Below are 21,448 nucleotides of genomic sequence, written 5' to 3' on the forward strand. Positions count from 1 at the left end.
GCGGGCTTAAGGGCATAAATAATCCACAATTCTGTGGGGATAACTTACCCACAAAAATTGTGGATTATGTGGATAACTCTTATTTTAAGAGGTCTTCTCCAATATTTACAACGTTTCCGGCACCCATAGTTATCAACAAATCGCCGTTCATACATTTTTCTCTTAAAAAGTCCTCGATCTCCGCAAAAGAAGGGAAGTAATAGGCTTCTACCTGTTTTTCTTCCAGCAGGCGCAGGATATCCTTGGAACTTACGCCGTAAATGTCCTGCTCTCTTGCAGCATAGATATCAGCCAGTACGACTACATCTGCAAGGGAAAGTGCATCTGCAAAATCAGATAAGAATGCCTTGGTACGTGTATAGGTATGCGGCTGGAATACGCAGATGATACGCTCGTGCGGATAGTTCTGCGCTGCACTCAAAGATGCGCGGATCTCTGTCGGATGATGTGCATAGTCGTCAATGACGGTCGCTCCATGGAATTTGCCTTTGTACTGGAAACGACGGTCAGCACCACCGAAACGATGCAGTCCTTCTGCAATCTGCTCCCAAGGAAGATCCATATCCTGACAAAGCGCGATGCAGGAAAGGGCATTGCCGACATTGTGCAGACCCGGAACGGAAAGGGCCACGCGAGGAAGATCCTCGCCCTTGTGTACCGGTGTAAAAGTGGCACAACCCAGTTCATTATAAGTAATGTCCTTTGGATAATAATCACAGGCATCGGTAAAGCCAAAGGTGATGACCTGGCAGGAAAGACCTTCTGTGATCTCCTGATAGTCCGGGATCTCACCGTTGATGATCAAAGCACCGTCTGCCTTGGTATTGCCTGCAAACTTGTGGAAAGAGGAACGCACATCTGCCAGATCTTTGAAGAAATCCAGATGTTCTGCTTCTATATTTAAAATAATGCTGTATTTCGGGAAGAAAGAGTGGTAACTGTTGGTGTACTCGCATGCCTCTGTGATAAAGAGGTCAGAGTTGCCAACATGGATGTTGCTGCCGATCGCCTTTAGGATACCGCCGACAGAGATCGTAGGATCTTCCTGTCCACACAGGAGTACCTGACTGATCATAGAGGTCGTTGTTGTCTTGCCATGGGTTCCGGCAACCGCGATCGAGCGGGCATAGTGAGCCATGATCTGTCCGAGTAACTGCGCGCGTGTCAGCATAGGCACGTCTAATTCCTTGGCGCGGATAAACTCCGGATTGTCCGGATGGATGGCAGCCGTGTAGACGATGATCTTGGTATCGTCCGGGATATTGGCAGCCGCCTGCGGATAAGCGATCTGTGCGCCCAGTTCTGTCAGATGCTGAGTTAGAGGAGACTCCTTGCTGTCAGAACCGGATACACGAAAGCCCTCTTTTAAAAGGATCTCTGCAAGTCCGCTCATGCTGATACCGCCGATACCGATAAAGTGTACTGAAGTTGGTTTTGAAAAATCTATTGTATACATAATTTTGACCGTCCGTTTTCTTTGATTTCTTATTTATATTGCTCTTATATTATAACTTTCTCTCTTTAATTTGCAACAACCTATCATTTTTTTGACAGGATCAACATATTTTAGGAGAGATATATGGAATGATGTTCCTGTAATTGTATAAATTATCCAAAAAATTTCAGAAAATTACAAGAATTTAGGAATATTGTTGCAGAAAAAATAGTCAATATGCTATACTTTATATACAAATTACACCTGTAGTTTAGGGAAGGCTATAAAGTGAGCTGACAGACATGAGGAAAGACGTGAGGTGACAGACTATGATTCGCAAAGAGATGATTGCCATGCTTCTGGCAGGTGGACAAGGAAGCAGATTAGGAGTGCTGACTTCTGACGTGGCAAAACCTGCGGTGTCCTTTGGGGGGAAGTACCGCATAATTGATTTTCCGCTGAGTAATTGTATCAATTCGGGGATTGATACCGTTGGTGTTTTGACCCAGTACCAGCCGTTGGTGCTGAATTCACATATCGGTATCGGTATTCCGTGGGATCTGGATCGTAACAATGGTGGCGTGGCAGTGCTGCCGCCATATGAGAGGAGCGATACGAGTGAATGGTACACAGGAACGGCAAATGCCATTTACCAGAACCTCAAATACATGGAGCGTTACAATCCGGAATATGTTCTGATCTTATCCGGCGATCATATTTACAAGATGGATTATGAGGCTATGCTGGATTTCCACAAGCAAAAGAATGCGGATGTGACGATCGCAGCCATACCGGTTCCTATGGAGGAGGCAAGCCGCTTTGGTGTTGTCTTGACGGACGAGGATAAGCAGATCACAGAGTTTGAGGAAAAGCCGGAGCATCCGAGAAGCAATCTGGCATCTATGGGTATCTACATATTTAGTTGGCCGGTCTTACGGGATTCTTTGATCGCCATGAAAGATCAGTGCAACTGTGATTTTGGCAAGCACATCATTCCTTATTGTCATGAGGGCGGCAAGCGACTGTTTGCATATGAATTTAATGATTATTGGAAAGATGTCGGAACACTTGGATCTTATTGGGAAGCCAATATGGAATTGATCGATCTGATCCCGGAGTTCAACTTATATGAAGAATATTGGAAGATCTACACCAAGCAGGACATCATCGAGCCACAGTACATTGCAAAGGATGCAGTGGTGGAACGCTCGATCATCGGTGCAGGAGCGCAGATTTACGGACAGGTATCCAACTGTGTGCTTGGTGCCGGCGTTACCGTAGAAGAGGGAGCCGTGTTAAAGGATTCCATCATCATGAAAAATACCTATATCGGTAGGGACGCCTATGTGGAAAAGGCGATCATCGCAGAGAACTGTACGATCGGTGAGGGCGATGAGATCGGTGTGGGAGAAGAAGCCGAGAGCAAGTTAAATGCAAAGATCTATGCCTTTGGACTGGCGACGATCGGGGAACATTCTGTGATTCCGCCGCATGTAAAGATCGGAAAGAATACAGCCATCAAGGGTAAGACAACAATGGACGATTATCCGGACGCAGCACTTCCAAGCGGCGGATACATCATTAAGGCAGGTGAAACATCATGAAAGCATTAGGAATTATTTTAGCGGGCGGCAATAGCAGCAGAATGCAGAACCTTTCAGAAAAGAGAGCCATTTCTGCAATGTCGGTAGCATGCAGTTATCGCTGTATTGATTTTGTACTCAGTAACATGACCAATTCCAACATTCAGACGGTGGCAGTCCTGAGCCAGTATAATGCCCGGTCTTTGAATGAGCATCTCAATTCCTCTAAGTGGTGGAATTTTGGTAGAAAACAGGGAGGACTTTTCCTCTTTACACCGACCGTCACTTCAGACAACTCTTGGTGGTATCGCGGCACGGCAGATGCTATGTGGCAGAATATTGATTTCCTCAAGAAACGCCATGAGCCATATGTAGTCATCGCCAGCGGTGATTGTGTATCCAAGATGGATTTCAATGAGATCCTGGAATATCACATCGCAAAGCAGTCAGACATTACCGTTGTCTGTGCAAAACTGCCGGAGTGGGAAGATCCAAAGCGTTTCGGCCTGGTCAAGCTGGATATGGAAGGCAGGATCATGGAGTTTGACGAAAAGCCTATGGTTGCAGACTCCGATATCGTATCTACCGGTGTTTATGTGATCCGCCGCAGAACCCTGATCGAGTTGTTAGAGCAGAGTAATGAGGAGGGACGTTACAATTTCGTTACCGATGTCTTGATCCGCCAGAAGGGCTTGAAAAAGATCTATGGATACATGCTGGACGGTTATTGGAGCAATATCGCATCTGTGGAGAGTTACTATCGCACCAATATGGACTTTTTGAAAAAGGATATCCGCGATTACTTCTTCCATCAGGAACCGCAGATCTACTCCAAGGCATATGATCTGCCGCCAGCCAAATACAATGCAGGCTCCAAGGTCAGCAACAGTCTGATCGCGAGTGGCTGTATCATTAACAGTACAGTGGAGGATTCCGTACTGTTCAAGAAAGTCTTTGTGGGCAACAACAGTGTCATCAAGAACTCCATCATTATGAATGGAGCCTATATCGGTGACAATGTATATATTGAGAATTGTATTGTGGAGAGTTCGGAGACCCTGCTGAGTGGCAGCAAGTATGTCGGTGAAGGTCAGATCAGGATCGTTTCCGAAAAGAAAAAACGTTACGAAGCACACCAGGCAAATGGGGAGGGGTAAGATATGCAGATTACAGATGTACGAATTCGTAAGATTGAAAAAGAAGGCAAGATGAAGGCTGTGGTATCCATTACGATCGACGAGGAATTTGTGATCCATGATATCAAGATCATTGAGGGCGAAAAAGGCATGTTTATCGCCATGCCAAGCCGCAAGACAGCTGAGGGCGAGTACAAAGACATTGCCCATCCGATCAAGTCCTCTACGAGAGAACTGATTCAGAATCTGATCTTGCAAAAGTACAACGAGGAGTTGTTACATAGCGAAGCAGTATAGAAGATCCGCATAGGAATGTATATGGGGATGAACGCAGGTCGAGGGCAGCCTTGACCTGCGTTTTTGTATTTTTGTCATCTTGCAATTTTTGGCACGGTCAGCTAAATTGTATATCAGTAGAAATCACGTTATCAGGCAGGAAATGAGGATGATCGTATGTATGTAATAGTTGGATTGGGAAATCCGGGAGATAAATATGCAAGAACCAGACATAATGTTGGCTTTGATGTCATAGACTTATTGGCAGAACAGAATGGTATTTCTGTGACGGAACGAAAACACAAAGCTCTGATCGGAAAGGGCAGGATCGCAGGACAGGCGGTCATTCTGGTCAAACCGCAGACCTTTATGAATTTAAGTGGCGAGAGTGTGGGCGATATCCTGCATTTTTACAAGTTGGATCCGGCACAGGATCTGATCGTGATCTCAGATGATGTGGCACTGGATCCGGGAACCTTGCGTATCCGCAAAAAAGGAAGTGCGGGCGGTCACAACGGCTTGAAGAATATCATCGCCCACTGTCATACCGAGGAATTTATGCGCGTGCGCATCGGTGTAGGCAAATTGCCGCCAAACGGAGATATGATCGCACATGTGCTGGGACGTTTTGCACTGGAGGACAGACGTCTGGTGGAATTGTCCTATGAGCGCGCGGCGCAGGCGATCGACTGTATCTTGTCGGAAGACGTGGATAAGGCGATGAGCCGCTATAATGGAAAAGTGGAAGTATCATGAAAACATTTTTAAAACCTTTTGAGGAGATGCCGCAGATCGAGGAACTGCGGGAACATCTAAAAAAAGATAAACGCATCTACGAGGTGTCGGGGCTGATCGACAGTCTGAAACCGCATCTGATCTATGGCATCGGTTATGATGTGCCGATCAAACTGATCGTTACCTTTGACGAGATGCGGGCAAAGCAGATCTATGAGGGTTATCAGTTTTTTGATGAAAACACTCTGTATTATCCGGCAAGAGATCTGCTCTTTTATCAGTCGGACATTCACAGCAACGCTCTTACCAGAGAGCGTCTTTCTGTCGTACAGGCACTCATTGAGCATAGACCGGTCACGGTCGTAACGACTATGGATGCCCTGATGAACCGTGTGCCGCCCCTTTCCTCTTATGAACGGGGCATTTTTACCATTGATCTGGAAGAGACGGTGGATCTGGATGAAATGCGAAAGAAACTGGTCATGCTGGGCTATGAAAATGTGACCCAGGTGGAACATCCGGGAGAGTTTGCCGTGCGTGGAGGGATCGTGGATATCTTTCCTTTGACAGAAGAACATCCCATCCGTATGGAGTTGTGGGGCGATGAGATCGATTCGCTCCGTTATTTTGATGTCGCAACGCAAAAGTCCATCGACTCTGTAGAACATGTGACGGTCTATCCGGCGATGGAACTTGTGCTGACCCAGGAGGAGATCGAGACCGGTCTAAAGCGTATGGAGGCGGATGCGGAAGAACTGTATCAGAAGTATCGCAGTCTGATGCGCACGGAAGAAGCACACCGGATCAAGACCGGAGTGGAACAACTGGCGACCGAGACCAGAGAATGGGGACTGGGGCTTGGTCTGGAGACACATCTGAATTACTTTGTCAGCCAGACGGAAAGTCTGCTTTCCTATTTTCCGCCGGAGACTCTGGTCTTTTTAGATGAACTGGTGCATCTGGACGAAAAGGGAAAGGTTATTGAACAGGAGTTTTCGGACAGTATGACCAGCCGTCTGGAAAAGGGCTACTGCCTGCCGGGACAACTGGAAATGCTGCTGACTACCAAGAGCGTCTTTGCTATGCTGCAAAAACATCCGGGTGTGGTCTTGTCAACTTTGGATAGCCGCGAGGGACTGCTTTCCATTGCAGGGCATACCGGCGTGCGTGCGGTCTCTGTGGGCGCCTACAACAATCAGTTTGAACTTCTGGTCAAAGACCTGAAAAGATTTAAAGACCGCAAATACCGTATCCTTTTGCTCAGCCCATCGCGGACCCGTGGTAATCATCTGGCAGAAAACCTCATGGATCAGGATCTGAATGCCTTTTTCTCGGAAGACTACGACCATGAAATCTATCCGGGTGAGATTATGGTATCTGTGGGAAATCTGGCGCGGGGCTATGAGTTCCCGGAGTCATCTTTTGTCATTTTGTCGGAGCAGGACATTTTTGGCAGCAGGGCACGGCGGAAAAAGAAGAAAACCCGCAAATATGAGGGGGAACAGATCGCCGGTCTGTCAGATCTGACGATTGGGGACTATGTTGTTCATGAAAATCATGGCTTGGGTATCTATCAGGGATTTGAAAAGATCGAAGTGGATAAGGTCGTCAAGGATTATATCAAGATTTCTTATGCCAAGGGCGGCAATCTCTATATTCCGGCGACCCAGTTGGATGCTATTCAAAAATACGGCAGCCAGGATGGCAAAAAGCCAAAATTAAATACACTGGGAACCCAGGACTGGGTCAACACCAAAAATCGTGTGCGTGCAGCAGTCGGCGTGGTTGCCAAGGAATTGGTGGATCTTTATGCCCTGCGCGAGCAGAATCAGGGCTATGTCTATGGACCGGATACCGTCTGGCAGCAGGAATTTGAGGAAACTTTCCCTTACGAGGAGACTGACGGACAGTTGGAGGCGATCGCGGCAGTCAAGCAGGACATGATGAGCAGCAAGATCATGGACCGCCTGATCTGTGGGGACGTCGGCTATGGCAAGACGGAGATCGCTATCCGTGCAGCCTTTAAGGCAGTGCAGGACGGCAAGCAGGTCGTTTATCTGGTGCCGACGACCATCCTGGCGCAGCAGCATTACAATACCTTTTTAAAGCGTATGTCCCACTATCCGGTCAATATTGGACTGCTTTGCCGCTTTGTCGGTGCAGCAGAACAGAAAAAGACGATCGAAGGTCTAAAGACCGGACAGATCGATATTGTCATCGGAACCCACCGCCTGCTCTCCAAAGATGTTTCCTATAAGGATCTGGGACTTTTGATCATTGACGAGGAACAGCGTTTTGGTGTCAACCACAAAGAGCAGATCAAGCAGATGAAAAAGACGGTCGACGTGCTCTCCTTATCAGCGACACCGATACCGCGAACCTTGCATATGAGCCTGATCGGCATCCGGGATATGAGTGTCTTGGAAGAGGCACCTATGGAGCGCCAGCCCATCCAGACTTTTGTTTTTGAATACAATGAAGAAATGATCCGGGAAGCCATCGTCCGTGAAATGGCGCGTGGCGGGCAGGTCTACTATGTCTTTAACCGGGTAAAGCAGATCGCGGATGTTGCGGCAAAGATCGAAGAACTGGTGCCGGAAGCCAATGTGGCATATGCGCATGGCAAGATGACGGAGAGCCGTCTGGAAAAGATCATGTATGGCTTTATCAATCAGGAGATCGATGTTCTGGTATCAACGACTATCATAGAGATCGGGTTGGATATTTCCAATGTCAATACTATTATCATCCATGATGCAGACCAGTTGGGACTGTCCCAGTTGTATCAGCTGCGCGGTCGTGTGGGAAGAAGTAATCGCAGTGCCTATGCATTTTTGATGTATAAAAGGGACAAAATGTTAAAAGAAGTGGCAGAGAAACGTCTGGCTGCCATCAAGGAATTTACGGATCTGGGAAGCGGCTTCAAGATCGCTATGCGGGATCTGGAGATCCGCGGGGCAGGCAACCTTCTGGGACAGGAACAGCACGGACACATGGCGGCGGTCGGCTATGACCTCTACTGTAAGATGCTGGGCGAGGCTGTGAAAAAAGAAAAAGGCGGCATGGTGGAGGAGCACTTTGACACGACGATTGATCTGGATATCGATGCCTATCTGCCGGAGACTTATGTTGCCAGTGAGGAACAGCGCCTGGATCTTTATAAGAGGATCGCACTCATCGATTCCGAGGAAGGACGCGATGAGATGTTAGATGAGTTGATCGACCGTTTCGGAGAACCATCCCGGTCTGTGCAAAACCTTTTGTTTATTGCCATGCTCCGTATGGAGGCTCACAAGGCATTTGTCACAGACATTGTACAAAGACCGGAGGAGATCGTTTTTACCCTCTTTGAACGCGCGGCGATCGATGCCAGCGGGATCCCGGCAGTCATTGAGAAGAATAAACCTTATGTGACCTTTACGGCAGATGCCAAACATCCGGCTTTCCATTATTTTTACAAGAAAAATTCAAGGATCAAGCCCAAGGATCTGCCGGATCTGGTCATGACATTTGTAAAAGAATTGCAGGGCTTGGCATTAAATCAAAAATCGGAGAATTAGGCGACACAAAATATTCAAAGGTTTAGAGGTTGCCCCTTACCTGCAAAATGGCTATAATAGCAAGGTAAGCCGAAAACAAGGAGATAAAGTCAGTATGAAAAAAAGAAATATTCTTGTTGCTGCAATGACGTTGACGCTTGCGGGAGCGACCCTGCTTTCCGGATGCGGTCTGAATGCAGATGCAACACTTGTAAATATCAATAAAGGAGAGGACAGCATATCACTGGGTTACGGCAATTTCGTTGCCAGATATACACAGTCCTTGTATGATGCCACATATTTACAGTATATGGGTACGGATATGTGGACAAAGGAAGATGATGGCACGACGCTTGAGGATAACGTCAAGAAAAATGTCATGAAGTCCATGAAGGAAGATTACCTCTTGGAACAGCATGCCTCTGATTATGATGTGACCCTTTCCGATGATGAGAAAAAGTCCATCAAAAAGGCAGCTAAGGCATTTATCAAGAACAATTCGGAAGATACACTGGACGCTATGACGGCGACCGAGGAGATCGTAGAAAAGTATCTGACTAATCAGACGATCGCATCCAAGGTATCCGAAGCCATCAAGGAGTCGGCAGATGTGACAGTGACCGAGGAGGAGGCTGCACAGCGCACGATCACTTATGCTTATTTCGGATCCGTGACTTATAAAGATTCCTCTGGCAATACTGGATATTATACCGACGACCAGAAAAAGGAATTAAAGGCAAAGGCAGAAGCCCTTACGACTTCAACCGATCTGGAGACAGACGGTGAGGCAGCGGGCGCGACCATCAAGACAGCATCCTACGGAAAGGATGACACTTCTTTGGATGAAGCCGTGATCGCAGCCGCAGATGCTCTTTCCGAGGGACAGATCTCATCTGTTGTAGATGTAGGAAACGATGGTTACTATGTCATCCGCTTAGATAGCGCGTATGATGAAGAAGCAACCCAAAAAGCGATGACAACGCTTGAGGAGAAAAAGCGCAGTGACTATTTAGAGTCTGTCTTGAAGGGCTGGAAAAAGGAAATTACCTGGACGACCGATAAGAAGCAATGGAAGAAAGTACAGTTCGATACTTTCTTTGAAAAGGTAACGGCAGCAGACACAACGGCAGAATAATGACAGGCAAAAGCAAGGCGCAGTCCTTGCTTTTGCTTTTTTTGAAGTAAGGGATAGAAAATGAAGTTCTTGGGAAAATATTTAAAAGATTATAAAAAAGAAAGTATATTTGCACCGCTCTTTAAGATGCTGGAGGCAATTTTTGAACTCCTGGTTCCGCTGGTAATGGCATCCATTATCGACGTAGGAATCGCAAACCGGGATAGGGACTATGTGATCCATATGTGCCTGCTTTTGACCTTGTTTGCCATCTTGGGTCTGGCATTTGCCATCACGGCACAGTATTTTGCGGCAAAAGCAGCCATCTACACGGCTTCTAAGATGCGTGCAGATCTTTTTCACCGCATCATGGATATGTCAGCGGCAAGCCATGGCAGTGTGGGAACATCGGCACTTACAACACGTATCACATCGGATATCAACCAGATACAGAGTGGTATCAATATGTTCCTGCGTCTTTTCCTGCGCTCTCCGTTTATCGTGTTTGGTGCGATGATCATGGCACTGATCGTTGATGTCAAGTCGACCCTGATCTTTGTGATCGTGATCGCCCTCTTAGGGCTGGTCGTCTATGGTATCACCAAGTCGACCCTGCCGATCTTTAGCCGGATCCAAAAGAAGATGGAACGCGTCTTTTTGGCAGTCGGTGAAAACTTAGAGGGAGCCCGTGTGATCCGTGCCTTTGGTAATCAGGATCAGCAGAAGCAGGCATTTGGGACGCAGACAGAAGACCTGTATGCCGACCAGATGCGTGCCGGCAAGGTTTCTGCACTTCTGAACCCGATCACCTATGTGATCGTCAATCTTGGTGTTGTGGCAGTCATATGGTTTGGCTCTACCCAGGTCGATATGGGGATCCTTGCCAAGGGACAGGTCGTAGCACTTGTCAACTACATGTCACAGATTTTGGTAGAACTGATCAAATTGGCAAACCTGATCGTGGTACTTATGCGTGCCTACGCTTCGGTTACCAGAGTGGAGCAGATCATGGAAATGCCATATGATGAGCGGACTTATGTGACAGAGACACAAAAGGCGTCGGAGGCGGATGCAGTATCTTATGAGCAGGTATCCTTTGCTTATCCGCAGGCGGGCGAGATGGCGATCCGGGATATTGATTTTAAGGTGCCGGATCATGGAACCGTTGGTATCATCGGCGGCACCGGCTCCGGTAAGTCTACCGTTTTGCACCTGCTCAACCATATGTATGATGCCAGCAAGGGAAAAGTATTGATCTACGGCAAGGATGTACGCAGTTACAAGGAAAACGAACTGACAAAGATCGTAGGTCTGGTACCGCAGCGCGGTGTGCTTTTCCATGGAAGCATCCGGGACAATATCCGTTTCGGACGGGAGGATATTACAGATGATATGATCGCGACAGCCGTCCATGCAGCCCAGGCAGACAACGTCATCGAAAGCAAAGAGCATGGTCTGGATGAGGAGATCCTACAGGATGCCAGAAATCTTTCCGGCGGACAGAGACAGAGACTGATGATTGCCAGAGCCCTGGCGGGACAGCCGAAGATCCTGGTCCTGGACGATTCGGCTTCTGCACTGGATGTGGCAACGGACGCAGCACTGCGCAAGGCGATCCGCGGGCTGCCTTGGCATCCGACGACCTTTATCGTATCGCAGCGTGCTTCCTCTGTGATGGAAGCGGATCAGATCTTAGTCATGGAAGATGGCTGTATCGTAGGCAAGGGCAAACACGAAGACCTGCTGCGGGACAATGCCATTTATCAGGAAATATACTATTCACAGTTTCCAAAAGACGAAAAAGAGCAAAACTCGTAAGAGGAAGGGTCAGCAATCATGAGTACAAAAAATGAAATCAAACAATCTCAAGTAATCAAACGTGTTCTGGTGGAATTAAAGACCTACCGTTTACAGATCGTTCTCAGCCTGATCTGTGCGGTACTGACAGTCATCTTCACCCTGCTGGTTCCGGTACTTACGGGAAAGGCGGTCGATTGTATGATCGGCAGCGGGCAGATCCAATGGGATGGACTGTATCAGATTTTAGAAAAGATGGCACTGGCGATCGTGGGTACTTGCTTTTTCCAGTGGCTTATGAACCGTATCAATAATTACATTACCTATGACATTACAAAAAACATGCGGCAAAAGGCTTTCGAGAAGATGTTAGTCATGCCGATCAAAAATATTGATTCCCATTCCCATGGTGATTATATGAGTCGTATCGCTACGGATGCGGATGTCTTTTCCGATGGTCTTTTGATGGGATTTACCCAGTTGTTTACCGGTGTACTGACCATTCTGGGCACGATCTTTTTTATGGTGCGTGTCAGCCTGCCGATCGCATTGGTAGTTATTGCCCTGACTCCGGTATCCCTTCTGGTGGCAAAGTTTGTCGCAAGCAGGACTTATGCTATGTTCCAGTTGCAGGCGAAGCACCGCGGCGAACAGACTGCATATGCAGATGAAATGATCGAAAACCAGTCGGTTGTATCTGCTTTTTCTTATAATGAGAAGGCAAAAGAGGAATTTGATGTCTTGAATGACCGCCTGGCAGACAGTTCCTTCAAGGCGACTTTTTATTCTTCCATCACCAACCCGACAACACGTTTTGTCAACAGTCTGATCTACAGTGGTGTGGGTGTCGCAGGTGCCATTCTTGCGATCTTCGGCGGCATCACGGTCGGTGGACTGACCAGTTTCTTAGGCTATGCAAGCCAGTATGCCAAGCCTTTCAATGAAATCTCCGGCGTTGTCACGGAATTACAGAACGCCATTGCCTGCGCAGCGCGTATTTTTGAGATCATTGATGCACCGGCAGTGGAGGAGAGCCGGGAAAATCATCTGTCGGATGTGGAAGGAAAGATCGTATTTGAGGACGTGGCGTTTTCCTATGATCCGAGCAAACCGCTCATTGAGCACTTAAATCTGACCGTAGAGCCGGGACAGCGTATTGCTATTGTCGGACCGACCGGAAGCGGTAAGACGACGCTTATCAACCTGCTTATGCGCTTCTATGATACGACACATGGCAAGATCACCATTGATGGTGTCGATATCCGGTCTATCTCGCGTGCCAACCTGCGTGAAAAATTCGGCATGGTTTTACAGGAGACCTGGCTGAAAGAGGGCACTATCCGGGAAAACCTTTTGTTTGCCAACCCGGATGCGACAGAAGAAGAGATGGTGCAGGCAGCCAGAACTTCCCATGCGCATGAATTTATCAAACGTTTGCCAAATGGGTATGATACTTATATCAAGGGCGATGACGGCAGTCTTTCGCAGGGAGAAAAGCAACTTCTTTGTATTGCCCGCCTGATGCTGGCATTGCCGCCTATGCTGATCTTGGATGAGGCGACATCTTCCATTGATACGCGTACGGAGATGAAGATACAGGAGGCTTTCCAGACCATGATGGAAGGCAGAACAACCTTTGTCGTAGCACACAGACTTTCCACGATCCGCGAAGCAGATGTGATCCTCTATATGCAGGACGGTAAGGTCTTAGAACAGGGAAATCATCAGGAATTGTTGGAGAAGAACGGATATTATGCGAAATTGTATCGCAGTCAGTTTGTATGTGGCAAATAGATTGACTTTTTCAAGTGACGCAAGATTTACTGGTGCATATGATGTAGTATGTGCTATAATGTCTTTTATCAATGGGTAAATATAGGCGAGAGCCTTTGGAATAAATGAGTAACGAGGTGTTATATGGAACAATTCGTAATTAAGGGGGGAAATCCGATCGTAGGGGAAGTAGAGATCGGTGGTGCCAAGAATGCAGCGCTCGCAATTCTTGCAGCGTCCATTATGACGGATGAGACAGTGACCATAGATAATCTGCCGGATGTGCGGGATATCAACATCATGCTGGATGCTTTGAGCGATATCGGCGCAGTGGTAGAGCGCGTAGACCGGCACACAGCGCGCATCAACGGATCAACCATCGGACAGTTGAACGTAGATTATGAATACATCAAAAAGATCCGTGCTTCCTATTATCTTCTGGGAGCCTTACTTGGAAAATACAAAAGAGCAGAAGTAGCATTGCCGGGTGGTTGCGTGATCGGCAGCCGACCGATCGACCTGCATGTCAAAGGATTCAAGGCACTGGGCGCTGATGTGGACATCAGTTATGGCTTGATCTCTGCAAAGGCAGACCATCTGGTAGGCAGCCATATCTACATGGATAAGGTATCTGTCGGTGCTACGATCAATGTACTTATGGCAGCGGCACTTGCCGAGGGCAAGACCGTGATCGAAAATGCCGCTAAGGAGCCGCATGTCGTAGATGTTGCCAACTTCTTAAACAGCATGGGTGCCAATATACGTGGTGCAGGTACGGATGTGATCCGTATCGTAGGTGTGGAAAAGTTACACAAGACATCTTATTCTGTCATTCCGGATCAGATCGAGGCGGGAACCTTTATGTGCGCGGCAGCAGCGACCAAGGGTGATGTCCTGATCAAAAATGTTATTCCAAAGCATTTGGAAGCTACATCTGCCAAGTTGATCGAGGCAGGCTGTATGATCGAGGAATTTGATGATGCTGTTCGTATTGTTGCCAACAAGGGCTTGACCCATACCCAGATCACGACGCTTCCGTATCCGGGATTTCCGACAGATATGCAGCCGCAGATGACGGTTGTGCTTGGTATGGCAGATGGTACGTCTACCGTTACCGAGAGCATTTTTGAGAACCGCTTCAAGTACGTGGATGAACTTTCCCGCATGGGAGCAGATATCAAGGTGGAGAGCAATATTGCCATTATCCGTGGCATTAAGGAATACACAGGTGCGCGCGTGAGTGCACCGGATCTGCGTGCAGGTGCAGCCCTTGTGATCGCCGGGCTTGCAGCAGATGGCATTACCATCGTGGAAGATATTCATTTCATCCAGCGCGGTTATGAGGATTTCGAGATCAAGTTGCGCAGTCTGGGCGCACAGATCGAACGGACAAATTGCGAAAAAGAGATCCAGAAGTTTATGTTTCGGGTTTCCTAGATCAAAAGATAAAAAGACGGCTATCTTTGTCATGTATGTGATAAAGATAGCCGTTTTTGATTTTATAAGAAATGTTAAAGGATTGCCTTGATGAACAGATCCTTGTTGGCAGACTGGGATAAGTCAATCAAGCCATGCTCGACAGTGTCGACGATCGGACGGGATAAGGTATTTTTGTTGAGATACACGATCTGTCCGGCGGTGCCGTCACTTAAAAGGACACGGCTGTTGTTGTAGCAGGCTGCCACACGCTGCAAAAAGGTAAAGATGACTTTTGGGTTGTACTTCTGGAAACCGTCATCTTCAAAAGCGGCAATGACCTGAAAAGCACATTTGGGAGCACGGTAAGAGCGTGCTGCCGTCATGGCATCATATACATCAGCGATGGCAACGATGGAAGCAAAAGTATCGATTTCATCGGATTCCAGACCGCGTGGATAACCGGATCCGTCATAACGTTCGTGATGTTGTAAGGCTGCCAACTTGATACGAAGATCCAGGTCGGTGTCCTTTAAGATCTTGTGTCCCAGTTTGGCATGGGAACGGATGATGTCAAATTCCTCATCGGTCAGTTTGCCCTGTTTATTTAAGATCTCAGAAGGGATCTGGGTCTTGCCGATATCATGTAAAAGCCCTGCCAAGGTCAGGGTGTTCAAATCTTCCTTGGAGAACTGCATCCATTTACCGATGGCTCTGGAGATCAAAGCGACATTCAAAGAATGGGCGTAGACGGAATCATCGACAGAACGCATGGTATGTATCATGTCAAAAAGTTCCAAGGAAGTCTTGGAAGCAAATAAGGATGCTGCCTCGGACAGAAGATGGTCACATGCACCGTCAACCTGTCCTGCAATGATGAGATCAAAATCCTCTTTCAGAGAGATCATATTGCGTGTATAAGAGGTCTGAAATGCCTGAAACTGCGGCGTGGACTGTATGCGCTGTCTATGCGACGTTGTCTCGAGCGGATGGACCTGCGGGTGCGGAGTCTCTGTCTTTTGCTCTGTGACCGGTTTTGCGACCAGCTTTTGGGCAGGAGCCTCTGGCTTTGGCTCGGCAACTTCCAGTGTGACTGCCTGTTCGCGGATCTCCTGTGGGATCGAATTTTCATCGATCATAACGGTCTGGATCCGGTAAAAGGATAACTTGGCGATCAACTGTGATGTCAGACTGGCCCCGGCAGATGCGATGGTCTGTCCTCTTTTTGTAACGATCGGCTTGGCAACGACCATGCCGGCTTGTAATCGGTTTACGCTTACTTTTATCATATTATGTTCTTCCCCCAAAGGTGTGTAATTGCTTCGTAAATGAAAGAAAATTATACACACAGAGATATTATATATGTAATATCTCCCATCTGGCAATAGTTTTCTGACGATTTACGTCGAAAGCTAAAGAAAAATGCCAAAATGGGCAAATATATACAGATTGCGGGGTAAGACTAGGAGACGACTACAAAATGCAGGAATTGTATAGGGGGATTTCTTGACAAATACCCATATGGGGTGTAAAGTCATCACTGATGAAAGTCACAGATTTGAAAATTCCATATCGTATTTTCTCTTATTCAGAGTGGCGGAGATACATAGGATCGATGAAACCACGGCAACCCCGGAAGATGGAAGGTGCCTACCTGAGCGAGTAACTCGAACAATAAGGGATTTGATTATCTTAGACAATTAAATCCGCTTATGGCGGATTTTTTAATGCTTTTTTTGAGGTGTTAAAAAGGAACCAAAGGGTAATACAGAAAGGAAGAAGAAAATGGAAAAATTATTATTTACTTCAGAGTCTGTTACAGAAGGACATCCGGACAAGGTCTGTGATGCTGTATCAGATGCAATCTTAGATGCTTGTATGGAACAGGATCCGATGAGCCGTGTTGCCTGCGAGACAGCAGCATGTACCGGATTTGTACTTGTAACAGGCGAGATAACCACAAAGGCACAACTTGATATTCCTGCAATCGTTCGTAAGACGGTTCTTGATATCGGTTATGATGATGGTAAGAAGGGTATCGATGGCAATTCCTGTGCTGTTATGGTTGCATTAGACCAGCAGTCAGCAGATATTGCTATGGGTGTTGATAAGGCTTTAGAGGCAAAGAAGGGTTCTTTGACAGATGATCTGGATACCGGTGCCGGAGATCAGGGTATGATGTTTGGTTATGCTACCAACGAGACAGAAGATTACATGCCTTATCCGATTTCTTTGGCTCATAAGTTGGCACTTCAACTTACTAAGGTACGTAAAGATGGTACACTTTCTTACTTAAGACCAGACGGAAAGACACAGGTTTCTGTAGAATATGATGAGGCTGGTAAGCCAAAGAGACTTGAGGCTGTTGTTCTTTCTACACAGCATGACGAAGATGTAACACAAGAACAGATCCATGAAGACATCAAGAAATATGTCTTTGACCCGATCCTGCCGGCTGAACTGGTAGATGATGAGACAAAGTTCTTCATCAACCCGACCGGACGTTTCGTTATTGGTGGACCACACGGTGATGCAGGTCTTACCGGACGTAAGATTATCGTAGATACATATGGTGGAATGGCTCGTCACGGCGGCGGTGCTTTCTCTGGAAAGGACTGCACAAAGGTTGACCGTTCCGCAGCATATGCAGCACGTTATGTTGCTAAGAACATCGTTGCAGCAGGTCTGGCTGACAGGTGCGAGATCCAGTTGTCTTATGCGATCGGTGTTGCACAGCCTACATCTATCATGGTAGATACTTTCGGTACAGGCAAGTTATCTGATGAGAAGTTAGTTGAGATCGTTCGTAATCATTTCGATCTTCGCCCGGCTGGTATCATCAAGATGCTGGATCTGAGAAGACCGATCTACAAGCAGACAGCAGCATATGGTCACTTTGGACGTAATGATCTGAACCTTCCTTGGGAAGCTTTGGACAAAGTTGAAGATCTGAAAAAATATCTTTAAGATTCTAAAAAAAGTATAAAACTTTGATGGAATGCTTTTTTTGAGGGGATGAAGTGATATAATGAAGTCGTGGGATGAATGAGACATCCCACGACTTTTTTCTATATAAAGGATGGAATGGTTTATGAAGTTACGGACGCGACTTGTCATATCCTTTTGCATTATCATATTTGTACCGATTATCATGGCAGCCATAGGGCTATATGCCATCAATACGATCTTGCCAACGCTGAACATCCAATGGTCCAGTACCAGTTATGAGTATATCGCCCATTTGCCGGATTTTAAGAATCTGGTGGTCGATGTTATGATCTCTGTGATCCTGATCCTCTTTTTTACAGCGGCGATCTTAGTGATCTGGACATACAGCGGTATCATTTCCCGTCTGCGCCAACTCAATAAGGCGGCAGAGAATATCCGGGACGGCAATCTGGATTTTTCCATTGATACCAAGGGACATGATGAGATCAGTGAACTCAGTGAGAGTTTTGAGGCCATGCGCAAGCGCTTGCAGATGAATGCGCAGGAGAAACTGGATGCGGAGCAGGAACACCGTATGCTGATCTCCAATATCGCTCATGACCTAAAGACGCCGATCACGGCGATCAAGGGTTATTCGGAGGGGATCTTAGATGGGGTGGCGGACACACCGGAGAAGCAGGAACGCTATCTAAAGACCATCTACAACAAGGCAAATGAGATGAACACCCTCATCAATGAACTGACCTTATACAGCAATATCGATACCAATAAGATCCCATACAATTTCCACAAACTAAACGTCAAGGACTACTTCACCGACTGTATGGAAGAGTTGGAAATGGATCTGGAAAATCAGCACATGCAGCTGACTTTCTTTAATTATGTAGATGAAGATACCCTGATGATTGCTGACCCGGAGCAGCTTGGCAGGGTCATCCACAATATCATCGGCAATGCCATCAAGTATATGCGGGCAGAGGAGCCGTCCTTTATCAGTATGCGGATCAAGGATGTGGGCGACTTTATCCAGGTCGAGATCGAGGACAACGGCAAGGGTATTTCCAACAAAGACCTGCCATATATTTTTGACCGCTTTTACCGGGCAGATGCTTCGCGCAATTCTGCGGCAGGCGGAAGCGGTATCGGACTTTCCATTGTCAAAAAGATCATTGAGGATCATGGTGGAAAAATCTGGGCAACCAGCAAAGAGAATGTAGGTACAGTCATGTACTTTGTTTTACGAAAATATCAGGAGGTACCAAATGAGTAGAGTACTTATTATCGAGGATGAACTAGCGATCGCGGAACTGGAAAAGGACTATCTGGAGTTATCGGATTTTGAGGTCGTGATCGAGGAGAATGGCGTCAAGGGATGCGAGCGTGCCCTAGCAGAAGATTTTGATATCTTTGTGCTGGATCTCATGCTGCCGGATATGGATGGCTTTGAGATCTGCCGCAGGATCCGTCAGGTCAAGAATACGCCGATCCTTATGGTTTCTGCCAAGAAAGAGGATATCGACAAGATCCGTGGATTGGGACTGGGCGCGGATGACTATATCACCAAGCCGTTTTCACCGAGCGAATTAGTTGCAAGGGTAAAGGCTCATCTGGCACGCTATGACCGTCTGGTGGGCAGCAATCAGCAGACCCAAGGCGATACCTTCCAGATCCGTGATATCAAGATCGACAAGTCGGCAAGACGTGTATGGATCCGGGGCGAGGAAACACAGTTTACGACCAAGGAGTTCGAACTTCTGGCATTTCTGGCAGAGCATCCAAATCATGTCTTTAGCAAGCAGGAATTGTTCAAGGAGATCTGGGATATGGATTCGGTCGGAGACATCGCGACGGTCACCGTTCATATCAAGAAGATCCGTGAAAAGATAGAATTGAATACCAATAAACCACAATACATCGAGACGATCTGGGGCGTGGGATATCGGTTCAAGGTATAAAGAAAGCGCAGCCGCCTATGGGGGCATAGCGGCTTGGCGCGGAAGGAGAAAGTATGGAGTTAGAGGTATTATTTGAGGATGAGGATGTGCTGGTCTGCTATAAGCCGGCAGGGGTCGCAACGCAGACCGCCAAGATGACAGAGCCGGATATGGTCAGCATGATCCGCAATTATCGTGTGGCAAAGGGCGAGAGCGACTATGTAGGGGTGATCCACCGTCTGGATCAGCCGGTCGAGGGAGTATTGGTCTTTGCAAAAAATGCGGCGGCAGCAGCCATTCTTGGCAAAGAATTAAAGGCAAGGCAGTTTGCCAAATATTATTACGCCATCGTGACCAGAGAGAATATACCGGAGACAGGCGTTTTGGAAGATTATGTTGTAAAAGATGGGAGAAAGAACCGTGCCATGGTGGTTACGGAAAGTAACCCAAGGGCAAAGAAAGCGCGCCTTTCCTATGAAGTGGTCAAGCGTCTGGATGATCGCAGCCTCTTGGATATCCATCTGGATACCGGTCGTTTCCACCAGATCCGCGTACAACTGGCAAGCCGTACGGCACCGATCTTAGGCGATGTCAAATACGGTGGCAGCCGTACCGGAGAACCGCTTTGTCTCTGCTCCTACCGCCTGCAGTTTACGCATCCGGTCAGCGAGGAGGGCATGGATTTTTCCATCAAGCCTCGTGGCAGAGAGTTCGGTGACTTCTTTGCATAAAAAGGAAGAATTTGCTACATACTGATCCTATGGAGCAGAATTATCATTTTATCAGAAATACAATTAAACTACTGGGAATCACCCTCTTGGTATATGCCTTTATGAAGTGGCTGCTGCCGATGGTGCTTCCCTTTTTTGTAGCCTTTTATCTGGCGGGCGCTTTTCGGCGGTCGGCATGCAGGAAAAAAGAGCATAAGACTCTTCTGATCCTGCGCAATCTCCTGATCGTGGGCGGTGTCTGCCTGCTGCTCTGGTATCTGGTAAAGGAATTTATGGATCTGTGGGGGCGGCGGGAAGAACTCTTGTATTGGGAGGGGGCAAAGGAGTCCGGTCTGTTCGGGGAAGCCTACGAAAAACTCATGGCAAAATTTAACACAGAACAGATGCTTGACCATTTTGTAGACAACGTGGCGTCACCTTTCGGCGGCATGCAGGATACCTTGGGCGGCATGGTGGCTCTGGCGGTGACCTTGGTGGCGACCATCCTTATGACCAAGGATTATGCCCTTTTACAGGAGCAGATTAAAAAGAATACCTTCGGGCAGGTGGTTGTGTCTCTGGCAAAAGATCTGTCCGTGGTAGGCGGCGATTATCTGCGCGCCCAGGGGATCATCATGCTGATCATCACGGCGATCTGTATTGTTGCCCTGCTCTTGACGGGCAACCCCTATGCGGTTTTGGTGGGCGTTTTTATCGGTTTTTGTGATGCCCTGCCTTTTATCGGAACATCACTGATCTTTTTGCCCTGGGCGGTCGTCATGTTCCTGCAAAAGAAGATTGGGCTTGGCATCTATTATCTTTTTTTGGCAGGGGGCACCAGCCTGCTCCGTCAGTATCTGGAACCAAAACTCATCGGCAGGAGCGTCGGTGCTGATCCTCTCATTGTTCTGGCATGTATTTATCTGGGACTGGAGATCTATGGGATCTGGGGTGTGATCTTAGGACCGGCAAGTGCATTTTTGATCTGGGAGATCTACCGTTTTACCTAAAAAATAAGGCAAAGTCCGCTGATGTCAAGCCTTGACAAGAC

The 21,448-nt window shown here is 47.4% G+C and carries 16 protein-coding genes and 1 riboswitch; of the genes, 14 read left to right on the forward strand and 2 right to left on the reverse strand.

The window, feature by feature from the left end; genetic code table 11:
• Window positions 1–79: 79 nt before the first annotated feature.
• Window positions 80–1,456, reverse strand: coding sequence for a UDP-N-acetylmuramate--L-alanine ligase (gene murC / locus H8R94_RS08025; RefSeq protein ID WP_186854355.1), 1,377 nt, complete (start codon window positions 1,454–1,456; stop codon window positions 80–82).
• A 308-nt stretch (window positions 1,457–1,764) separates the two neighbouring features.
• Here murC and H8R94_RS08030 point away from each other — a divergent pair, with 308 nt between their 5' ends.
• From H8R94_RS08030 to H8R94_RS08070, 9 genes are all read left to right on the forward strand, one after another.
• Window positions 1,765–3,039: a glucose-1-phosphate adenylyltransferase gene (locus H8R94_RS08030; RefSeq protein WP_186854356.1), complete on the forward strand. Its 1,275-nt coding sequence runs from the start codon at window positions 1,765–1,767 to the stop codon at window positions 3,037–3,039.
• Entirely contained in the window at window positions 3,036–4,175 is a 1,140-nt protein-coding gene (glgD, locus tag H8R94_RS08035) for a glucose-1-phosphate adenylyltransferase subunit GlgD (protein ID WP_118281469.1), read from the forward strand. Before H8R94_RS08030 ends, glgD begins: the two co-directional genes overlap by 4 nt.
• Before the next feature lie 3 nt (window positions 4,176–4,178).
• Window positions 4,179–4,451, forward strand: a complete 273-nt coding sequence (gene spoVG, locus H8R94_RS08040) for a septation regulator SpoVG (protein ID WP_118281470.1) — start codon at window positions 4,179–4,181, stop codon at window positions 4,449–4,451.
• Between the two features lie 156 nt (window positions 4,452–4,607).
• Window positions 4,608–5,186 carry an aminoacyl-tRNA hydrolase gene (gene pth / locus H8R94_RS08045; protein ID WP_186854357.1) on the forward strand — a complete coding sequence of 193 codons (579 nt, stop codon included), beginning with the start codon at window positions 4,608–4,610 and terminating at the stop codon, window positions 5,184–5,186.
• Window positions 5,183–8,725 (forward strand): transcription-repair coupling factor, encoded by a 3,543-nt coding sequence (gene mfd / locus H8R94_RS08050; RefSeq protein WP_186854358.1) that lies wholly within the window; start codon window positions 5,183–5,185, stop codon window positions 8,723–8,725. Before pth ends, mfd begins: the two co-directional genes overlap by 4 nt.
• Before the next feature lie 94 nt (window positions 8,726–8,819).
• Complete coding sequence (locus tag H8R94_RS08055) at window positions 8,820–9,839, forward strand: peptidyl-prolyl cis-trans isomerase (protein ID WP_118281473.1); 1,020 nt, start codon at window positions 8,820–8,822, stop codon at window positions 9,837–9,839.
• A gap of 60 nt (window positions 9,840–9,899) precedes the next feature.
• Entirely contained in the window at window positions 9,900–11,636 is a 1,737-nt protein-coding gene (locus tag H8R94_RS08060; protein ID WP_186854359.1) for an ABC transporter ATP-binding protein, read from the forward strand.
• Between the two features lie 18 nt (window positions 11,637–11,654).
• Window positions 11,655–13,409, forward strand: a complete 1,755-nt coding sequence (locus H8R94_RS08065; protein ID WP_186854360.1) for an ABC transporter ATP-binding protein — start codon at window positions 11,655–11,657, stop codon at window positions 13,407–13,409.
• Between the two features lie 123 nt (window positions 13,410–13,532).
• Window positions 13,533–14,825 (forward strand): UDP-N-acetylglucosamine 1-carboxyvinyltransferase, encoded by a 1,293-nt coding sequence (locus H8R94_RS08070; protein WP_186854361.1) that lies wholly within the window; start codon window positions 13,533–13,535, stop codon window positions 14,823–14,825.
• Between the two features lie 74 nt (window positions 14,826–14,899).
• Here the strand turns inward: H8R94_RS08070 and H8R94_RS08075 are convergent, their stop codons facing one another.
• Window positions 14,900–16,093, reverse strand: coding sequence for an HD-GYP domain-containing protein (locus H8R94_RS08075; protein WP_118281477.1), 1,194 nt, complete (start codon window positions 16,091–16,093; stop codon window positions 14,900–14,902).
• A gap of 292 nt (window positions 16,094–16,385) precedes the next feature.
• Window positions 16,386–16,485: riboswitch (SAM riboswitch) on the forward strand.
• A 104-nt stretch (window positions 16,486–16,589) separates the two neighbouring features.
• Here H8R94_RS08075 and metK point away from each other — a divergent pair.
• The 5 genes from metK to H8R94_RS08100 all read left to right on the forward strand — a co-directional run bounded on the left by metK (window position 16,590) and on the right by H8R94_RS08100 (window position 21,407).
• Complete coding sequence (gene metK / locus H8R94_RS08080) at window positions 16,590–17,771, forward strand: methionine adenosyltransferase (RefSeq protein WP_118281478.1); 1,182 nt, start codon at window positions 16,590–16,592, stop codon at window positions 17,769–17,771.
• A 124-nt stretch (window positions 17,772–17,895) separates the two neighbouring features.
• Window positions 17,896–19,023, forward strand: a complete 1,128-nt coding sequence (locus H8R94_RS08085) for a sensor histidine kinase (protein ID WP_118281479.1) — start codon at window positions 17,896–17,898, stop codon at window positions 19,021–19,023.
• Complete coding sequence (locus tag H8R94_RS08090; RefSeq protein ID WP_118281480.1) at window positions 19,016–19,708, forward strand: response regulator transcription factor; 693 nt, start codon at window positions 19,016–19,018, stop codon at window positions 19,706–19,708. Before H8R94_RS08085 ends, H8R94_RS08090 begins: the two co-directional genes overlap by 8 nt.
• Before the next feature lie 53 nt (window positions 19,709–19,761).
• Window positions 19,762–20,418, forward strand: coding sequence for an RluA family pseudouridine synthase (locus H8R94_RS08095; protein WP_118281481.1), 657 nt, complete (start codon window positions 19,762–19,764; stop codon window positions 20,416–20,418).
• Window positions 20,419–20,429: 11 nt separating this feature from the next.
• A complete protein-coding gene (locus tag H8R94_RS08100; protein WP_147403372.1) occupies window positions 20,430–21,407 on the forward strand; it encodes an AI-2E family transporter in 978 nt (325 codons plus the stop codon).
• Window positions 21,408–21,448: the final 41 nt, after the last annotated feature.

Source organism: Roseburia lenta, from assembly GCF_014287435.1.
In the GTDB taxonomy this organism is placed as follows: Bacteria; Bacillota; Clostridia; order Lachnospirales; family Lachnospiraceae; genus Pararoseburia; species Pararoseburia lenta.

Excerpts from the sequence above, each read along its gene's own strand:
- H8R94_RS08060 (WP_186854359.1), top strand. The coding sequence starts at position 9,900 with ATGAAGTTCTTGGGAAAATATTTAAAAGATTATAAAAAAGAAAGTATA.
- spoVG (WP_118281470.1), top strand. The coding sequence starts at position 4,179 with ATGCAGATTACAGATGTACGAATTCGTAAGATTGAAAAAGAAGGCAAG.
- mfd (WP_186854358.1), top strand. The coding sequence starts at position 5,183 with ATGAAAACATTTTTAAAACCTTTTGAGGAGATGCCGCAGATCGAGGAA.
- metK (WP_118281478.1), top strand. The coding sequence starts at position 16,590 with ATGGAAAAATTATTATTTACTTCAGAGTCTGTTACAGAAGGACATCCG.
- H8R94_RS08070 (WP_186854361.1), top strand. The coding sequence starts at position 13,533 with ATGGAACAATTCGTAATTAAGGGGGGAAATCCGATCGTAGGGGAAGTA.
- H8R94_RS08095 (WP_118281481.1), top strand. The coding sequence starts at position 19,762 with ATGGAGTTAGAGGTATTATTTGAGGATGAGGATGTGCTGGTCTGCTAT.
- murC (WP_186854355.1), bottom strand. The coding sequence starts at position 1,456 with ATGTATACAATAGATTTTTCAAAACCAACTTCAGTACACTTTATCGGT.
- H8R94_RS08055 (WP_118281473.1), top strand. The coding sequence starts at position 8,820 with ATGAAAAAAAGAAATATTCTTGTTGCTGCAATGACGTTGACGCTTGCG.
- H8R94_RS08065 (WP_186854360.1), top strand. The coding sequence starts at position 11,655 with ATGAGTACAAAAAATGAAATCAAACAATCTCAAGTAATCAAACGTGTT.
- H8R94_RS08030 (WP_186854356.1), top strand. The coding sequence starts at position 1,765 with ATGATTCGCAAAGAGATGATTGCCATGCTTCTGGCAGGTGGACAAGGA.
- H8R94_RS08085 (WP_118281479.1), top strand. The coding sequence starts at position 17,896 with ATGAAGTTACGGACGCGACTTGTCATATCCTTTTGCATTATCATATTT.
- pth (WP_186854357.1), top strand. The coding sequence starts at position 4,608 with ATGTATGTAATAGTTGGATTGGGAAATCCGGGAGATAAATATGCAAGA.
- glgD (WP_118281469.1), top strand. The coding sequence starts at position 3,036 with ATGAAAGCATTAGGAATTATTTTAGCGGGCGGCAATAGCAGCAGAATG.
- H8R94_RS08090 (WP_118281480.1), top strand. The coding sequence starts at position 19,016 with ATGAGTAGAGTACTTATTATCGAGGATGAACTAGCGATCGCGGAACTG.
- H8R94_RS08075 (WP_118281477.1), bottom strand. The coding sequence starts at position 16,093 with ATGATAAAAGTAAGCGTAAACCGATTACAAGCCGGCATGGTCGTTGCC.